Origin of the sequence: Salinispirillum sp. LH 10-3-1 (assembly GCF_030643825.1) — a bacterium.
Taxonomy (GTDB): domain Bacteria; phylum Pseudomonadota; class Gammaproteobacteria; order Pseudomonadales; family Natronospirillaceae; genus Salinispirillum.
The window spans coordinates 1,661,221-1,677,648 of the sequence record NZ_CP101717.1 but is presented as its reverse complement, the minus strand read 5'-3'; the positions used below and the strand labels follow the sequence as shown (position 1 = coordinate 1,677,648).

The 16,428-nt window shown below is 51.8% G+C and carries 15 protein-coding genes; 6 read left to right on the top strand and 9 right to left on the bottom strand.

The window, feature by feature from the left end; all coding sequences use genetic code 11:
* Positions 1-20 precede the first annotated feature (20 nt).
* Positions 21-1,898 carry an ATP-binding cassette domain-containing protein gene (locus tag NFC81_RS07375; RefSeq protein WP_304996886.1) on the bottom strand — a complete coding sequence of 626 codons (1,878 nt, stop codon included), beginning with the start codon at positions 1,896-1,898 and terminating at the stop codon, positions 21-23.
* A 206-nt stretch (positions 1,899-2,104) separates the two neighbouring features.
* Between NFC81_RS07375 and NFC81_RS07370 the strand changes: the two genes are divergently transcribed.
* Together NFC81_RS07370 and NFC81_RS07365 are read left to right on the top strand one after the other, a co-directional pair.
* Positions 2,105-3,178, top strand: coding sequence for an efflux RND transporter periplasmic adaptor subunit (locus NFC81_RS07370; RefSeq protein WP_304996885.1), 1,074 nt, complete (start codon positions 2,105-2,107; stop codon positions 3,176-3,178).
* A 2-nt stretch (positions 3,179-3,180) separates the two neighbouring features.
* Entirely contained in the window at positions 3,181-6,366 is a 3,186-nt protein-coding gene (locus NFC81_RS07365) for an efflux RND transporter permease subunit (RefSeq protein ID WP_304996884.1), read from the top strand.
* Between the two features lie 99 nt (positions 6,367-6,465).
* Here the strand turns inward: NFC81_RS07365 and NFC81_RS07360 are convergent, their stop codons facing one another.
* From NFC81_RS07360 to NFC81_RS07340, 5 genes are all read right to left on the bottom strand, one after another.
* Positions 6,466-7,299 (bottom strand): MOSC N-terminal beta barrel domain-containing protein, encoded by an 834-nt coding sequence (locus NFC81_RS07360; RefSeq protein WP_304996883.1) that lies wholly within the window; start codon positions 7,297-7,299, stop codon positions 6,466-6,468.
* 29 nt (positions 7,300-7,328) lie between these two features.
* Positions 7,329-8,264 carry a chemotaxis protein gene (locus NFC81_RS07355; RefSeq protein ID WP_304996882.1) on the bottom strand — a complete coding sequence of 312 codons (936 nt, stop codon included), beginning with the start codon at positions 8,262-8,264 and terminating at the stop codon, positions 7,329-7,331.
* 117 nt (positions 8,265-8,381) lie between these two features.
* Positions 8,382-9,089 carry a hypothetical protein gene (locus NFC81_RS07350; RefSeq protein ID WP_304996881.1) on the bottom strand — a complete coding sequence of 236 codons (708 nt, stop codon included), beginning with the start codon at positions 9,087-9,089 and terminating at the stop codon, positions 8,382-8,384.
* Positions 9,090-9,099: 10 nt separating this feature from the next.
* Positions 9,100-9,351, bottom strand: coding sequence for a glutaredoxin family protein (locus NFC81_RS07345; RefSeq protein WP_304996880.1), 252 nt, complete (start codon positions 9,349-9,351; stop codon positions 9,100-9,102).
* An 88-nt stretch (positions 9,352-9,439) separates the two neighbouring features.
* A complete protein-coding gene (locus tag NFC81_RS07340) occupies positions 9,440-10,483 on the bottom strand; it encodes a DUF5610 domain-containing protein (protein ID WP_304996879.1) in 1,044 nt (347 codons plus the stop codon).
* A 299-nt stretch (positions 10,484-10,782) separates the two neighbouring features.
* Here NFC81_RS07340 and NFC81_RS07335 point away from each other — a divergent pair, with 299 nt between their 5' ends.
* On the top strand, positions 10,783-11,682 hold the full coding sequence (locus tag NFC81_RS07335; protein ID WP_304996878.1) for a LysR family transcriptional regulator: 900 nt from the start codon (positions 10,783-10,785) through the stop codon (positions 11,680-11,682).
* 97 nt (positions 11,683-11,779) lie between these two features.
* Here NFC81_RS07335 and NFC81_RS07330 read toward each other — a convergent pair whose 3' ends face one another.
* Together NFC81_RS07330 and yaaA are read right to left on the bottom strand one after the other, a co-directional pair.
* Entirely contained in the window at positions 11,780-12,355 is a 576-nt protein-coding gene (locus NFC81_RS07330; RefSeq protein WP_304996877.1) for a YajG family lipoprotein, read from the bottom strand.
* A gap of 39 nt (positions 12,356-12,394) precedes the next feature.
* The gene (gene yaaA, locus NFC81_RS07325) at positions 12,395-13,168 is read right to left on the bottom strand and encodes a peroxide stress protein YaaA (protein ID WP_304996876.1); all 774 of its coding nucleotides are present in this window, start codon (positions 13,166-13,168) and stop codon (positions 12,395-12,397) included.
* An 87-nt stretch (positions 13,169-13,255) separates the two neighbouring features.
* Between yaaA and NFC81_RS07320 the strand changes: the two genes are divergently transcribed.
* Complete coding sequence (locus NFC81_RS07320; RefSeq protein ID WP_304996875.1) at positions 13,256-14,017, top strand: MBL fold metallo-hydrolase; 762 nt, start codon at positions 13,256-13,258, stop codon at positions 14,015-14,017.
* A 12-nt stretch (positions 14,018-14,029) separates the two neighbouring features.
* On the opposite strand, the gene NFC81_RS07315 is transcribed toward NFC81_RS07320, so the two are convergent.
* A complete protein-coding gene (locus NFC81_RS07315) occupies positions 14,030-15,070 on the bottom strand; it encodes an NADP(H)-dependent aldo-keto reductase (protein ID WP_304996874.1) in 1,041 nt (346 codons plus the stop codon).
* Between the two features lie 71 nt (positions 15,071-15,141).
* Between NFC81_RS07315 and NFC81_RS07310 the strand changes: the two genes are divergently transcribed.
* Together NFC81_RS07310 and NFC81_RS07305 are read left to right on the top strand one after the other, a co-directional pair.
* Positions 15,142-15,711: a hypothetical protein gene (locus NFC81_RS07310; protein WP_304996873.1), complete on the top strand. Its 570-nt coding sequence runs from the start codon at positions 15,142-15,144 to the stop codon at positions 15,709-15,711.
* A 5-nt stretch (positions 15,712-15,716) separates the two neighbouring features.
* Positions 15,717-16,427: a heparan-alpha-glucosaminide N-acetyltransferase gene (locus NFC81_RS07305; RefSeq protein ID WP_304996872.1), complete on the top strand. Its 711-nt coding sequence runs from the start codon at positions 15,717-15,719 to the stop codon at positions 16,425-16,427.
* The last annotated feature ends 1 nt before the right edge of the window (position 16,428 follow it).

Here is a 16,428-nt window from a genome sequence, read left to right as displayed (position 1 = left end):
GGCGCGAAGACAATCGCTCTCTAGCCCCCCAACTCAACCCAACGCTCAAGCAAGGCTTCTAACTTTGCTTCTTTGTCGGCCAGCAGGTTCAGTGTCGCCTGAACGGCGTGCTGTTCTTGGGTATAAAACGTCGGTTCAGCTACGGTGTTATGGAGCTCAGCGATCTCTTGCTCCAACGCCGCCATTGTGTCCGGCAATTGGTCCAGTTCACGCTGATCTTTGTAGCTCAATTTTTTCGGCTTCGGCCCGGCACTCGCCTGAGCGGCGGCCACCGCCGGCTTAGCTTTTGGCTTTTTTTCCGGAGCTGCCATTGCTTCCTGTTTCGACCAAAACTCAAACCATTCACGATAACCGCCGACGATAGGAATCACCTGTCCATTACCGGGCATTCCCCAAACCTTGGTGGCTACATTATCAACAAAGTAACGATCATGACTGATCAAGATCACAGTTCCGGGAAAATCTGCAATCAATTCTTCCAACAACTCTAACGTGTCGATGTCCAAGTCGTTGGTTGGCTCATCCAGTACCAGCATGTTCGCTGGCTGGCTGAACAAGCGCGCTAACAGAAGACGATTGGCCTCGCCGCCGCTCAGTGACTTGACTGGGCTGCGCGCGCGCTTGGGTGAGAACAGAAAACGCTCCAAGTAGGTAATGACGTGTACTTTTTTATTGTTGATTTCGATGAAGTCACGTCCTTCCGATACGGTATCCATCACCGTCTTTTCCGGGTCCAATTGATGTCGACCCTGGTCGAAGTACGCTACATTTAGGTTGGTTCCTGTAACCAAGGTGCCGCTTTGTGGCTGAATCTGACCCAGCAGTATTTTGATCAACGTCGTCTTACCGATGCCGTTGGCGCCCACCAGTGCAACGGTTTCGCCGCGCATCACTTCGGTGGTCAAATTCTCTACAATGCGCTGACCGGGATAATGAAAGGTCAGGTTTTCGAGATCAAACACCAGCTTACCGCTGCGATCTGCTGCCTGTACCTGTATGTCTGCTTTACCGCCCAAATTACGGCGCTGTGAACGTTCTTGACGCAACGCCTCCAGACGCCTTACTCGTCCCTCGTTACGAGTGCGGCGCGCTTTGACGCCCTGACGAATCCACGCTTCTTCTTGTGCCAAGCGCTTGTCGAACAAGGCGTTTTGCTCAGCCTCAATGGTGAGTCGTTCTTCGCGATTATCGACAAAGTTTTCATAAGGTATCGGGTAGCGATACAACTGGCTGCGATCCAACTCAACAATCACTTCGGCCACGGCATCAATAAAGCTCCGGTCGTGACTGATAAAAATCACCAAGCCGCGAAATTCTTTCAGCCACGTTTCTAACCAACGGATGCTCTCAACGTCTAAATGGTTGGTAGGCTCGTCCAGCAGCAACACATTGGGCTCTTGAATGGCTGCGCGAGCAATCAGCGCCTTCCGACGCCACCCGCCAGACAACTGCGACATAGTCGCACTGCCATCAAGGCTGAAACGTTGCAGTACGGCTTCAATGGTGGCCATCAATGGCCAGGCGTTGTTTTCTTCGATCCACTGCTGCACTTTTTCAACGTCCGGGTGATCCGGCGTGGTCATCAGCAATTTCTCATAACGCAGTATGTATTCCGCCGCCTTCCCCGCCCCGCTCAAAATAAAGTCTCGTACCAGCGTTTCATCCGGTAACGGCAACTCTTGAGGTACATAGCCAATGCGGGCATCGTCGGACCAGCCTACACTGCCTTGGTCAGGCGATTCCGCACCGGCTAGAATACGCATCAAGGTGCTCTTTCCCTCACCATTGCGGCCAACCAAACATATTTTTTCTGATTCTGTTTGGTTCCAGTTGAGGTTATCGATAACCGGCTCAGAGCCGTAAGCGTGGTAAAGGTTCTGTAAAACGAGGGTAGGCATAGAAAAAAACTTCAGACCGTAAAGGAAACAGGTCCGTATAATACGCTTCCTTCTACGGCTTGTCGTGCTCAGACAGTGTGCAATAGGTGACAAATATCACTGGGTACTGTGCTGTCAACGTGGCATGGTATGCCCCGCAATTTTAAGTACGCTGCCGGAATACCGGCAGCCATATTTCTTACAGTCTACGCTTAGGTAATCACAGCATGGGAAGTCAGTTGAAAAAGTATCTCGGTCAAGCCGCCGCCATCCTCATTATGATATTGCTGACCATATGGATGTACTCCGGTATCGACGGTGACCTTATGCCGTCTGGCGAACGTGATACTACTCAGTCCAATGCAATACCGCGCGTGCAAACACAAGTCATTGCCTCGGAATCTGTTCAACGGGTACTGGAAGTCAGCGCTGAAACCAAGGCTAACCGCTCGGTTGACATTAGAGCCCAATGGTCTGGTGAGGTGAAAGAGCTGTTACACCGACGCGGTGACCGCGTTCAAGCGAGAGATGTTATTGCTCGACTGGATCGCGGTGAATTGCCAGAACGACTTTTGTCGGCGCAAGCCCTTGAGCAACAGCGCAAGGTTGAACTTGATGGCGTTCGCACGCTGGTGAGTCGCGGACTGCAAAACACCACCAACCTTGCCGCAGCAGAGACCGCCTACGCTGACGCCATTGCGAACCGTCGCAGCTTGGAGCTGCAGCTCCAACACACCAACATTCGTGCGCCTTTCGCCGGTGTGATCGAAACCTTAAATATTGAATTAGGAAGTTATGTCCAGGCGGGTGGCTCAGTAGCGCACTTGAACGACTTCTCTCCCTTGATGATTACGGCTCAAGTATCGGAAAACGATGTTATTAATCTGCGCCCGGGCCAAAGTGCTGACGTATGGTTGGTATCCGGCGAAACGCTGGAAGGCGAAGTGTCCTTCGTTGGCACCCAAGCCCGCGCCGCTACCCGCACCTTTGATGTTGAAGTTGCCTCTAAGACTGCTGTTCCGTCTCCCAGTGCTGGCGTGACTGCACGGGTACATTTTGCTTTGCCGGCTCGCAATGCTCATTTTATTAGCCCAGCGCTACTGACCCTGGACCAAGCTGGCAACCTCAGCCTTAAAATTGTAACGCCCGAGCAGCGGGTCGCGCTCGTAAACGTCGATATCGTTAAATCCTCCACGCAAGGGGTCTGGGTCAGTGGGCTACCTAATCCAGCACAGATCATTACTGTCGGTCAGGGCTTTGTGTCTCATGGCGACCTTGTTGAAGCGGTGGTGACGGAGTAGTTATGATTGCAATTATTAATGCTGCCTTAAACCGGGTCAGAACGGTCCTACTACTCTTTATTCTCATCGTTATCGCTGGCATCAGTGCGTTCCGGTCGATACCACAGGAAGCCCAACCGGACATCACAGTCCCCTTCGTATACATCTCATTGGGCTTGGAAGGCATATCGCCGCAGGATGCTGATCGCCTGCTCGTGCACCCCATCACACAACAGATTAAAAGCCTGGAAGGCCTTAAAGAGTATTCCTCGGTAGCCACCGAAGGCCATGCCTCGGTAACCTTGGAGTTTGATTCATCCGTCGACATCGACAAGGCGCTGGACGACGTGCGCCGTCAGGTTGACCGCGCGAAGAACGACCTCCCCGCCGATGCGGATGAGCCTACGGTTAATGAAATCAATCTGGCGCTATTTCCGGTAATCAACGTAAACCTGTTCGGTGACCTTGATGACCGTGTACTTTATGCCGTGGCAGATGCCTTGCAGTCGCAAATTGAATCATTGCCTGGCGTTTTAGAAGCGCCCATTTTGGGCAAGCGTGACGAGATTGCGGAGATTATTGTCAGTCCATCGATGCTCGCGAGCTACAACCTGTCCAATGAAGAGTTGGTCAATACCGTACGCCGTAACAATCAGTTGGTTGCCGCGGGTAATCTCGACACCGGTGCGGGTCGCTTCTCGGTCAAAGTACCCGGTTTATTGGAAACTGAAGAAGACATCCTCAACCTACCTATTAAATCGGTCGACAACAGCGTCGTGCGTTTTCGTGATGTCGCTATTGGGCAACGCACCTACGCCGATTTCCAGCAAATATCGCGCGTGAACGGGCAGCCGGCTGTAACGCTGGAAGTCACCAAGCGCGTCGGTGAGAACCTTATTGGTACCATCCAAGACGTCAAAGACACTGTTGAAGCGTCGCGCCATCTATGGCCAGAAGGTTTGCAAGTCATCTACACAGCCGACCAGTCCACGGAAATTGAGCAGACGCTGCGCGACCTGTTCAACAGCGTGATACTGGCGACCATCCTTGTTGTCGTGGTCATGCTGTGGACATTAGGACCACGTTCGTCCATTTTGGTCGGCATCGCGATTCCCAGCTCCTTCCTGGCCAGTATACTCATCCTCTATTTGATGGGCATTACGCTGAACATCATTGTGCTGTTCGCCTTGATCCTCTGCGTTGGTATCTTGGTAGATGGCGCCATCGTTGTGACCGAGTACGCCGATCGCCGCATGGCTGAAGGTGCGCCGCGAATCAAAGCCTATCGAGAAGCGTCAACACGCATGGCGTGGCCAGTGATTTCCTCCACGGCTACAACGTTGGCCGTGTTTATGCCGCTGCTGTTCTGGCCCGGTATTGTGGGTGACTTTATGAGCTACCTGCCGATCACTGTCATAGTGACGCTCGGTGCATCCTTGGTAGTAGCTCTCATTGTCATACCCTCCTTGGGGACTATTTTTGGCAAACCTGCCGTAGTATCGGCACGCCAACGGCGAAACCTTGCGGCGGCTGCCGAAGGTGACGTTGATCGCATGACGGGTTTTTCCGGTGCCTACGTATGGGCGCTCAGCAAGATGTTGCACGTACCTGTTCTTGTATTGGCGGGCGTGTTCTTCATCATCGCCACGCTGGGAGCGTCTTACGCCAAGTTCGGGACCGGTGTCGAATTTTTCCCGAACATCGACTCTGACTTTGGCAATATCACCGTACGCGCGCGCGGCAACCTGTCGTTGACCGAACGCGACTACTTGGTACGCCAAGTTGAAGACCGTATTCTGGGTATGCGGGAAGTGAAGTCCATCAATACGCTGACCTCTGGCGGCACCATGAACAACTATTCCGCCGACACCATTGGCGTCTTCCAGCTGGAGTTTGTGCACTGGGAGTTTCGTGGCACCGGTCAGGAAGTGATGGATCAGATCGTCGCGCAAACGGCTGACATTCCAGGCATTATCGTGGAGAAAAAAGCCCTGGCGATGGGCCCGACCGCCGGTGTCGACATTCAATTGGATTTCCTATCGGACAATCCGCAAGACTTACGACGCGCCGTTGAGTTTGTGACCAACCGCCTGATGAATGACCAGCGCTTTTCGGACGTTTCAAACAACCTTCCACTGGACGGTTTGGAATGGCGCATTGACGTTGACCGAGAAGCCGCCAGTCGATTTGGGGCGGATCTCGCGTCGGTTGGCAACGCTTTAAAAATGATCACCACAGGCTTAACCATTGGCACCTTTCGCCCGGCGGACAGCGACGAAGAGTTGGATATCCGAATTCGCTATCCGTTTGATGGTCGGGATCTGGACCAAATTGAGCGATTAACGATCTCCGCCCGTGGTGAACAGGTGCCTATATCCAACTTCATTGAACGTCGGGCTCAGGGTATTGAAGGTGATTTATTGCGCACCAACGGCCAGCTATCGAATCGCTTGGAAGCCAATGTACGCAGCGACTACGCCGTAGCCGATGTAATTACCGAGTTGACCCGCGACTTCCCGCGCTGGGTAGAATCCGGCGAATTTCCCGACACCGTGCGGCCGGTATTTCGTGGTGACCAGGAAAACCAGGATGAGTCGTCGCAATTTCTAGCCGCAGCCTTTGGTATCGCGTTGTTTATGATGCTGGTGATTCTGGTCACCCAGTTCAATAGCATTTATCAGGCGTTGGTTATCTTAAGCGCCATTGTGTTCTCGTCGGCCGGTGTTTTGCTGGGTCTACTGATTACAGGAAAACCCTTTGGTATCGTAATGTGTGGCGTCGGTATTATTGCCTTGGCAGGTATTGTGGTGAACAACAATATCGTCTTGATCGATACCTATAACAAGCTAAAAAGCGATGGTGACAGCCCTTACCAGGCGGCTATTAAAACCGCTGCACAGCGTTTGCGCCCTATCCTGCTGACCACCATCACAACGATCCTAGGCTTAATGCCACTGGTGTTGCAGGTAAATCTGGACTTGATGGCACGCTCCTTCACGGTCGGTGCACCCTCTGCTCAGTGGTGGACGCAACTCTCGACGGCCATTGCGGGTGGTTTGGCTTTTGCTACGGTACTGACGCTGGTGCTCACACCTTGTTTGCTGGTCGGTATCGACAACACCTTGGCTAAAGTTAAATCTTGGTATAATCGACCCCGTCGACCGAAAGAGCTCAGTGACGACGCCATCGAAGCATCTGCGGAAAGCTAGCAGGCAGGGGTTTCACTTCAGGAGCAACACTGCCCGTTCATGGGCATAAAAAAGCGCCCTAGGGCGCTTTTTTGAATCTTTTTGGGCTAGGCGAACAATTCAGGCGGGTGTCGTTGGCAGTGGCTCGGCTTGCGGTTTGTCGGTCATCGCTGCGTGAAAGATACTGCCCAGCGTCAACGGTTTATCACATTCATTTACGACGGCATTCTGGCCAAAAACAGGATGCTTTTTCCATTGCGAAAACTGCAACAAATGTCGTAACACACGCGGCTCTCGCTCCACTGTACCGGGTCGTATAGTAATCACTGCGCAGCGCGTACAGGGCTTAACCACCGTCAAAAGATGATGGTCACCGCGTAAGGTCAACCAACTGTTCTCGCTCCAGGCTGGCGCACCGCTGAGCACAATATTAGGCCGAAACCGGCGCATATCGAGCGGTACTGGCGAGCCAACATTCAGAGCATTCAAAGAATCTGCCAGACATAACAACAACGGAAAGCCATCGGCAAAGCCAACCGTACGGTCGCTGTATTCGGGACTCGTGTGACGCGGTTGATCTGTCCGATAACGCACCAAGTAAACAGGCTCGGAGAAGTAGTTCGACAACCACTGATTCATGACTTCAGGTGCCATCAGTACTGCAACCTCGTCGGACCAAACGGTCGCGCGCACCCGCTGCGTGCATTGATTGGCGGTTACTATACACCGCTCCCCGTCTGGGGCTTCAATGGTCAATTGCTGGCCTAACACCGAGGCCTTAAACAACCCCAATAAAGGAAAACGACGTTGGCTCACGAAGGTGCCATTGCTGTCCATTAACATCCAACGACGGTCTTCCAGCGGACCATGTTCATCAAATTTCAAGCTGGCCACGGGGTTACCCGCCATACCTTTCACCGGATATACCCACAATTCACTGACCAGTAAGCTCACTGGTTATTCTCCTTGTTCTTTGAGTCTGTTTATTCCATACCAGAGATGGCGCGTATGCGGTCTTGGACCATATTGGCTAAAGAACCGGAATGGAATTTTGACAAAAAGGCGTCACAGCCCACTTTTTTCACCATAGCCTCATTGAAGCTACCGCTGAGTGACGTGTGCAATACGACGAATAAACCGGACAAACGAGGGTCTTTGCGCACTTCGGTGGTCAGCATATAGCCGTCCATCACGGGCATTTCAGCATCGGTCACCAACATAAGAAGTTTATTGGGCACGTCTTCGCCATCATCGGCCCACTTCTTCAAAATCGCTAACCCTTTGGCACCGTCCGTTGCCTGATGCACCTTGATACCAATACTTTCAAAGGTTGATGTGGCCTGCGACAACGCCGTATGCGAGTCGTCTACCATCAAAATTTCCATACCCTTAGCGCGCTCAATGACCGCGTCTTCTAAGGTGCCTTCGGGTATCTCTGTAACCGGCGGCTGCACATTAGACAGCACCTTCTCAACATCGATGATCTCAACGATGCGCTCTTCGAAACGGGTGATAGCCGTCAAAAAATGCGAACGACCGGAGCCCACTGGAGGCGGCATGATGTCTTCCCAGTTAAGGTTGGCAATACGATCCACCGCTCCGACCACAAAGGCCTGCACGCTGCTGTTGTATTCCGTCACAATAATGGTCGACTTGTCGTCTATTTCGATCGGGCGCATGCCAATGGCGTGACTGAGATCATAAACCGGCACCGTCATACCACGTAAGTGAATGACGCCATAGATAACCGGGTGCTGGCTTGGTATCAGCGTTATTTTAGGCAGGGTCAGTACTTCACGAACCTTGAAGACATTGATGGCAAAGAGTTGCGAGCCGCGCAGTTTAAATAACAGGATTTCCAGTCTGTTCTGCCCGACCAATTGGGTACGGCTATCAACGGAACTCATTAAATTGGACATACGCGGACACCCACTCTTAGCGACATGAAGAAAAGTGTAGCCGAATTCCGTATCGCTGGCTTAATTTCCTTATAAGCGGGTAGCATTGGCTGCCCGCCTCTACTCGTTTATACGAAATCAGAAAACTTCACAGCGGTTCCACTCACAACGCACCAGTTGGTATGTTGTATCCTGGCACTGAGCTTCATACACCTCGGTAGGCCAGTCATTCTTCAGCATAGCAATTTGTGGCTGCCGGCAACCAACCGCTGCCAGTGCGGCCTCTGTTTGATAAAAAGAGCGGCCAAAATCACGATTCGCCGAAGCTGGCGCGCGGCTACTGCGCAATGCATTTTGATCGACCCGAGCTTCTGTACTTAAGGCCACAAGCTCTGAATAATGACGTGCGTTGCGGCTAAGATCGCGGTCACCCGCACGGAAGCTTGCGAGTTCTTGCAAGCAGACCCGCTCCGGATTACGAGTGTCCAAGCGCTTAGCCACACTCTCTTGCATCTGTTGATCAAGCGCATAGCCGGCATTCATGGTAAAAAGCACTAAGCTCTCTTCACGTCGACTGTCAGCAAAAGATTCGAGCTCTCTGATAAAACCATAGTCTGCGGCTTGCATCATGGTCGCATTTCGGCGCCACCACTCGCGATCCGCTTCCCGTGCTTCAGCACTGGCTGGTCCGCTGACTCGGTCGCAAGCGGACACCAATGCACGTAACTCGGCTTCTGTTGAAAGAGCGTAGGCAACGGCTTCGTTTTTGTACTTAGCGCCAGAAGTAGCGCACCCAGCAATAGTGGCGATGGCAAAAATGCCTGTAATTAGCAGTGTCTTCTTCACTGTAGTCTCCTTACTGAGCCTGACAGGCTGATAGAAATGAACGAACATCACACTCGTCGAAAGGCCACTTTAACAAGCGGCCTGAATGGTGATCTTTTAGCACGGGGATTTCGGTACCATGAGCTTGCATGAGGGTGTCATCTGAGACGATATCGACCAGCTCGATCTGACACTCTGCAGAATTCACAAACGGAATGAGCACCTGCTCCGCTTGCTCACACAAATGACAATGAGACGTTTCGTAAAGAACCAATGACCGCACAGCAGGCTCCAATCTGAATGAATCCCTTCATTCTAGACAATAAGCAGCGGAATGACTACGACTGATGCCTGCTATTCATACCCGATGATTATCGAGCCATCATGGGCATGAGTGCCCGAGCAAAGTCGATCATTGCAGAGTTTTTCTTCGGATGACTGTTCAACGCATCCAACCAAGCGGGTTTCGCTAATACTTCAGGTTGATTACGTTGCAAATCAGCCAAGGCCTGCGCGTATTCTCGAATCGGCGCCATCCATTCAGATCGTGCGCCGCCTGAAGACACTGAATTGTATTGTGCAACGGCTTTCGTCTGCGTCATGTTCATACTCATTGAGGCCAATGTATTGCTATCGAGCTGCAACCCTTTCGCCTTTTCAAAGGCCTGCTCATAGCGTCCACTGAAGAACTTATCAGCAATCTTGCCGATGTCTTTCAGTAGCGCTTCAATCGCCTTCATTTCTTCCACGTTCAGGTCACCCTTCACGGAAAAACTGAACGCTTCGCTGCTGTTTGTTTCCCACATGGCAGCCAACAGTTGGGAGTCTCCGTTACGTGAACCCAAGGCAGCCATAGATGCCGACTTTTGCTGCGATGCAGAAATAGTAACAACATCGCCTTCACGCGTTTTCAGGGTAAAAGAGAAGTCGTTGGTGACTTGCTTGCTCTTCGCCATCATTGCCGTGGCGGACTCCACCACCTTACTCTGCACTGACTTCCCATTCTCAACCATGTCACGGATGGATTTCTTCGCACCATCTAAAACTGACGTGAGCTCGTCTGACATCAGGCCTAAGCCTTTGATGATGTCCTGAGCGTCTTTGAAGCCTTTCTCCATCCCCGCCAGCGACTTTTCACGAATCTTGGCGACCTCAGCCTCCGAGGCGCCACTGGCGCGCGCGCGATCAACGGCTCGTTCGATAAAGCTGGAGACGTTCTTGATCACGGTATCCGCGTCAAAGTTCTTCAGTACCGCTTCTGGCGAGTTGTACTTTGTTGAGACGCTGCTATTAAGGTTGACGTTATCAGCCCGCGTACTGGAATCACTGGCCGCACCAGTGTTCTGACCCGCTGGGTTATTAATAGTTGTCGGTACCGTAGGCAGTAAGCCCGGTACTGAAGGGTTAATCTGCATAACCTATTGCTCCACTTTCATTCCGCTGTGTGAGCTTTAACGGCGGTCGAAGGAGATTCTTTAGTAATTAATTGTTACAGAAGCACGAATCGGCAGAAAAAAATTCATAACTGTGTGTAGAAAAATGACGAATAGCTGCTATGATTCCGGTGCATTATTCATCAATGCGATGCAAGCGCGTTCTTCACGCTCATTATACGCATAGACACTTTCAGCGGATACCTCATTCTCAGCGCAGATGGATGACGTCTGACCAATGACGTATTTAGCAATCACGGACCTGAAAAAGATCAACGACTATGGCAAGACTGGATTCATTGGTAATTTTCACCACAGTGGTAAAAGCAAATAACTTCACTAACGCCGCCCATGCCTTGGGTTTAACACCTTCGGCGGTTAGTAAACAAATCAGTTTACTGGAAGACCGCTTGGGAGTGCGTTTATTGAACCGCACTACTCGCAGCGTCAGCCCTACCGAGGCTGGCCAGTTATTCTTCAATCGATGTAATCGCATTCTAGAGGATTTGGAAGAAGCGGAACACATGGTGAAGGATCTTGATACCAGCCCCAAGGGTACACTCAAGATTACCGCGACGCCGACCTTTGGGCGCGCCATGTTAATGAAGATATTCAGCGAATTTTTGCACGAATACCCGGACGTTAACTTTGACTTGGTGTTGGCCGACAAGAGCTTGGATCTAGTACGGGAAGGCATCGACCTGTCCATTCATCTTGGCTCACTGCAAGACAGTCGCCTGGTGGCGCGACCGGTTGCTCGCCAGAACGTCATTATGGTAGCCACCCAGAAGTACGCCCAGTTACATGGTGTGCCTAAGAATCTCGAAGACCTGAATAATCATCACATGCTGATGGTATCGGGTATCGACTACGCAGAACCGCGTTGGATTAAACGATTTCTGAAAGAAGCGAACCTGCAGGACAAAGAGCGCCGATTTACCGTCAACGATCTAGATACCATGTGCGAAGCCTGCCATCACGATATGGGGGTGGCTGCTTTGCCGACCTATATGGTCCAGGAAGCATTGGACAGCGGTAAAATGGTTCATGTGTTACCAGAAGTGGTCTTTCCAAAGCGTACTATCCATGTGGTGTACCCGGAAAATCGCTACCTATCCGCTAAAAGCCGAGCGTTCATCGATTTCATGGCGGACTATTTCGAGAAGAATTCGCTGCGCTAAATCTCTTGTTGCAGTGCACACAAAAAAGGCGGTCCATAACAATGGGCCGCCTTTTTTTATTACTCTATCGTCTAAAGCCAACTGGTGCTTTGGGGCACTAGCGCAAGAATTCGACTAAAGGCTGGTGCGCCAACAAACGATCAATGGTCTCCGTCAGCACTTCTTCCAGAAACGCTTTGTTTTCTTCAGGCGTTGGGCGCGTAGCGCGTGGCTGCGTACGTGGGGTACGGAAACGGCCCTCCCGATAGCTCATACCTGATGCATTCTCAGCACGAAACGCCAGTTCAACGACCGTTTGCACTTCACGGGCAACCACCGCAGCAGTACCGTATTCGTAGCTCAGTTCGTTCAATGAAACAACGAGATTGAAGTCAGCGTTGTTTGGCGTCACCACATACCCTGCGGCCGTCAGCTTTTGACGCAACAGGTTGTTCAAATCCGCCGCTACATCATTGCTGGTGGTCAGCATACTGGTTTCAGGGTAAGTGCCACCCAATGAGCCTAAAGCGGTAGTACCGCGGTTATCGCGCACTTGTAGGTTTATCGAGGTCCCTGCGCCCGAACCAGAGAAGTTCGCTTCTGAACGTGGTTCAACGGTGATCTGCTGCGGTGAAACAGCACAGCCGGTCGCAAAGACCAAAGCACCTAATATGGGAAACAATAACTTTTTCATGTCTACTCCTTATGGATTCTGTCTTCTGGTTCCAATCGGTTAACCTTGCTTACGCAAAAATACCCATTCTCTATTCGACGATAGCTCAGCATTGAACGCATAGCCATCGGTATCGAAAGCTTTTAGTTGTTCTGGTTTTGTCAGTTGATGCTCCGCCATGTAGCGCACCATAGAGCCACGTGCTTTCTTCGCGAAGAAGCTGATGACTTTATACTGACCATTTTTCCAGTCTTTAAACACTGGCGTCACCACATCTAAAGACTTTACATAGGGCGCTACACTGCGGAAATACTCCGTAGAAGCCAAGTTAACCAGTGTATTACTCTCTACTTTGGCTAAATCATCCCCTAACTGTGCGGCAATTTTGTTACCCCAGAAAGAATATAGATCATTTGACGCCGCTGTGCGTACCTTCTTTCCCATCTCCAAGCGATACGGCAGTATGGCGTCCGTCGGTCTTAACAGACCGTACAAGCCCGAAAGGATACGCACGTGCTGATTCACATAATCAAGTTCGACCTGATCCAAGGAGTAGGCATCCAAGCCCGTATACACATCACCTTTAAAGGCGAAAATCGCGGCCCGGGCGGCGTTGCTTGGGTACGGCCAGGTCCACTGACTGAATCGCTCAACGTTTTCTTCAGCAATTTTTTCTGACACGCCCATCAATGATTGAATGTCTGGCACACCGAATTGGCGCATCCGATCGACGAGCGTCGCCGCTTCATCGGGAAACCGAATGTCAGTGACATGATGTTCCGGGGTGGATGACTTATAATCTAACGTCTTTGCAGGCGAGATCACTGCTAACATCGAGTCTCCTTTAATACATCAGAGCATGGGAACCTTGAAAAACTCGAGCATCCCGTCGCTTTTCAATGCACCCAGTGGGAAATTAAGATGCAACTTAATGTACATCGCTACTACTTGCCAGACAGCTTACAGAATTTTAACCATTTGGTCTGGTCAACTGAGACGCGCGAAGCTGCAGTGGTTGATCCATTTAACTGGCAAGCCGCGTTGGATCAAGCTTCAAGCCTGGGCGTCACCATCTCCGAAATTTGGTTGACCCATGGGCATGGCGACCACATTGCTGGTGTTCCAAGCACATTCGAGGGTCCCGTGCGGGGACACCCCGACATAACGCGTTGTAACATCACACACCCATACCACTCAGCCAGTTCATTCCAGTTTGCCGGTGCCCGCGTCGAAGTCTTTGATACGCCCGGGCACATTGCCGATCATCTGTGTTTCTTTTTGCCTAACCTACCTGCGTTGCTGGCAGGAGACACCCTGTTTAACGCCGGCGTCGGCAATACTCGCAGTGGGGATCCACAGACGCTCTTCAAATCCATTCAACAACTGCGTGCCCTGCCCGCACACACTCAGTTGTACAATGGTCACGACTATTTCCTGACCAACTTAAAATTCACCGAGTCCGTTAATGGCCATACGGAAACAACTCAGAATTGGATTCAGCGTTGCGAGACGACCACACCTGACACCCGCCCGATCAGCACACTCGGTGATGAAGCGACGTACAACCTGTTCCTACGCACCGACGATGAAGCGCTATGGCAGACCCTTAAAGAACAAGGACTTAGCGTCAACTCTTCAGAGTCTGCCTTCATCGCACTGCGTGGCCTACGCGATCAGTGGTAGTTTAAATGACCTCTAAGGACACGGGTTCGGATGCACGCGATGCACTGCTTCAATGTCGCGCCTTACTTCATCACTCAACCTGATGTCCGCGCTGCCAATGTTGGATTTCAACTGCTCCAGTGTCGTGGCGCCGATGATGTTTGAGGTCACGAAAGGCTGATCATTCACAAAGGCCAACGCCATTTGAGCGGGGTCCAGGCCATGTCGCTTGGCAAGCGCAACATATTGTTCGGTTACTTGGGTAGCCAATTCAGAGTTGTAGCGCTGAAAGCGTTCAAACAACGTCAGACGCCCTTTAGGCGGCTTCTGACCACCCAAGTATTTCCCACTCAACACACCAAATGCGAGCGGCGAATAAGCCAGCAGACCCACGTCTTCACGGATCGCCATTTCGGCCAAACCGACCTCAAAGCTACGATTGAGCAAGTTATAAGGGTTCTGAATCGATTGCACGCGCGGCCCAACGCCCGAATCACTTAAACGCAGATACTCATGCACGCCCCACGGGGTTTCGTTAGACAAGCCGATATGCCGAACCTTGCCACTGCGCACGATGCGTTCACACGCCGTCAGGGTTTCTTCAATACTGATCGCGTCGTCGTTTGCATCATGGCGGTAGCCCAACTGTCCAAAAAAGTTGGTTTTGCGTTCCGGCCAGTGAATTTGATACAGGTCGACGTAGTCAGTTTTAAGGCGACGCAAACTGTCGTCCAGCGCTTGTTCTATCTGCTGGCTGTTGAGCCGTGGACCATTACGCAAATAGGCGAAACCATCCACCGAGCGACCGGTCACTTTAGTGGCCAGAACAACCTTATCGCGCTGACCACGCGCTTGGAACCAACTACCAATGCAGGCTTCCGTAGCGCCTTGCGTCTCTGCACGAGGTGGAACCGGGTACATCTCGGCAGCATCAAAAAAGTTAATGCCCTGCTCCACCGCCATATCCATTTGCGCGTGCGCATCGGCTTCGGTGTTCTGCTCTCCCCAGGTCATGGTGCCCAAACAAATCTTGGAGACCTGTAAATCAGTCTTGCCTAGTTGACGGTATTCCATTTTCTCTCCTATGGCCGTTGCAATTAACGAGGTATACTGTACGGCAGTTTATGACCAACCGATGACTTTACATGTCCAGAGAGAAGAAATCCCGCCGTTTAAAAGGCAAGCTTGATATTAAGACCGGCTCAAAGAAGAATTTCATTGAGCGCGGGCAAAAAGGCCGCATTCCGTCAAAAAACAAATTGGCGAAGCACGGTGACAAGCAACAGTCCGCTTACAAGAAACATCTTGAAGAGCAAGGCAAGCCATCCAGCCAAAAAAAGGCCGATGACGAGAATGGCAAAGCCGAGCGCCCGCCAGCACCGTTCAGTCGTGCCAGCAAGGCCGCCGAAGCCGAACGTGACAACGCGGTGATGCAAAGCGCCGAGAACGCTCAGGAAGTTATTCTTGAAGCCGTTGAAGCCGCTGCGGAAGTGGCCAAGCCCAAGAAAGTGACCCAGGCTACTGCCAAACCGAAGGCAGCGACTAAGCCTAAGGCAGCACCTCGTGCCACCGGTAAAGACACTGAAAAGCCGACGAGCACAGCGGCGCCAAAGCCTAAAGCTGCGCCTGTTGAGCAAGAAACAAAGAAAGAAAAAGCGAAGCCCGAGTTCGACTCCCTCAGCGGTGACGATCTCTGGAACCTGTTGGACGACTAAACGCTATGTCTGCGCTACCTGCTGCGCCGACGCGCTACCCGCGCCCGGACGTTATGCGTGGTAGCGCCATTCTCCTGATGATTTTCTTTCACGGCTGGTACGACTTATCCGTATTCGGCTTTGTTGCCATGAGCATGGCAGACCCCGTCTGGTACAGCTTGCGGGCGGTGATTGTGAGTCTCTTTTGCTTAACCGCGGGCGCTAGTTTGGTTTGGGCGCATGGCAAACGCACGCGCTGGTCCGCCTATGCAAAACGCCAGGGTCAGTTAGCCGCAGGCGCGCTGATCGTTACGGCATTCAGTTTGATTGCCTACCCGACACATTGGATCTACTTCGGCATACTGCATTTCTTTGTACTTGCCTTGCTGATCAGCCTCCCTCTTTTACGTCTACCCCGCCTTAGCTTAGTGTTGGGCTTGTTGCTTATCGCTGCGGAGCGTTTCGGCGTGCCCTACACGGACCCGTGGATGTATAACGTACTGCAACCCATGCTTAACCTACCCAGTGGCACCATGGATCGCATGTATTTGTTGCCGTGGCTGGGCGTAGTTTGGGTAGGCGTCTGGCTGGGGCACCAACCTTGGTTACGGCAAGGCATGCCAGAATTTCCCGGCCGTCGCACCATTGTTTGGCTGGGCCAGCGCCCATTGATGATCTATTTAGTCCATCAGCCCGTTCTCTATGGGCTGGCTTGGCTGCTGTACATAGCGGCCTGAT

Excerpts from the sequence above, each read along its gene's own strand:
- NFC81_RS07310 (WP_304996873.1), top strand. The coding sequence starts at position 15,142 with ATGTCCAGAGAGAAGAAATCCCGCCGTTTAAAAGGCAAGCTTGATATT.
- NFC81_RS07305 (WP_304996872.1), top strand. The coding sequence starts at position 15,717 with ATGTCTGCGCTACCTGCTGCGCCGACGCGCTACCCGCGCCCGGACGTT.
- NFC81_RS07375 (WP_304996886.1), bottom strand. The coding sequence starts at position 1,898 with ATGCCTACCCTCGTTTTACAGAACCTTTACCACGCTTACGGCTCTGAG.
- yaaA (WP_304996876.1), bottom strand. The coding sequence starts at position 13,168 with ATGTTAGCAGTGATCTCGCCTGCAAAGACGTTAGATTATAAGTCATCC.
- NFC81_RS07355 (WP_304996882.1), bottom strand. The coding sequence starts at position 8,264 with ATGTCCAATTTAATGAGTTCCGTTGATAGCCGTACCCAATTGGTCGGG.
- NFC81_RS07370 (WP_304996885.1), top strand. The coding sequence starts at position 2,105 with ATGGGAAGTCAGTTGAAAAAGTATCTCGGTCAAGCCGCCGCCATCCTC.
- NFC81_RS07315 (WP_304996874.1), bottom strand. The coding sequence starts at position 15,070 with ATGGAATACCGTCAACTAGGCAAGACTGATTTACAGGTCTCCAAGATT.
- NFC81_RS07365 (WP_304996884.1), top strand. The coding sequence starts at position 3,181 with ATGATTGCAATTATTAATGCTGCCTTAAACCGGGTCAGAACGGTCCTA.
- NFC81_RS07335 (WP_304996878.1), top strand. The coding sequence starts at position 10,783 with ATGGCAAGACTGGATTCATTGGTAATTTTCACCACAGTGGTAAAAGCA.
- NFC81_RS07340 (WP_304996879.1), bottom strand. The coding sequence starts at position 10,483 with ATGCAGATTAACCCTTCAGTACCGGGCTTACTGCCTACGGTACCGACA.
- NFC81_RS07320 (WP_304996875.1), top strand. The coding sequence starts at position 13,256 with ATGCAACTTAATGTACATCGCTACTACTTGCCAGACAGCTTACAGAAT.
- NFC81_RS07330 (WP_304996877.1), bottom strand. The coding sequence starts at position 12,355 with ATGAAAAAGTTATTGTTTCCCATATTAGGTGCTTTGGTCTTTGCGACC.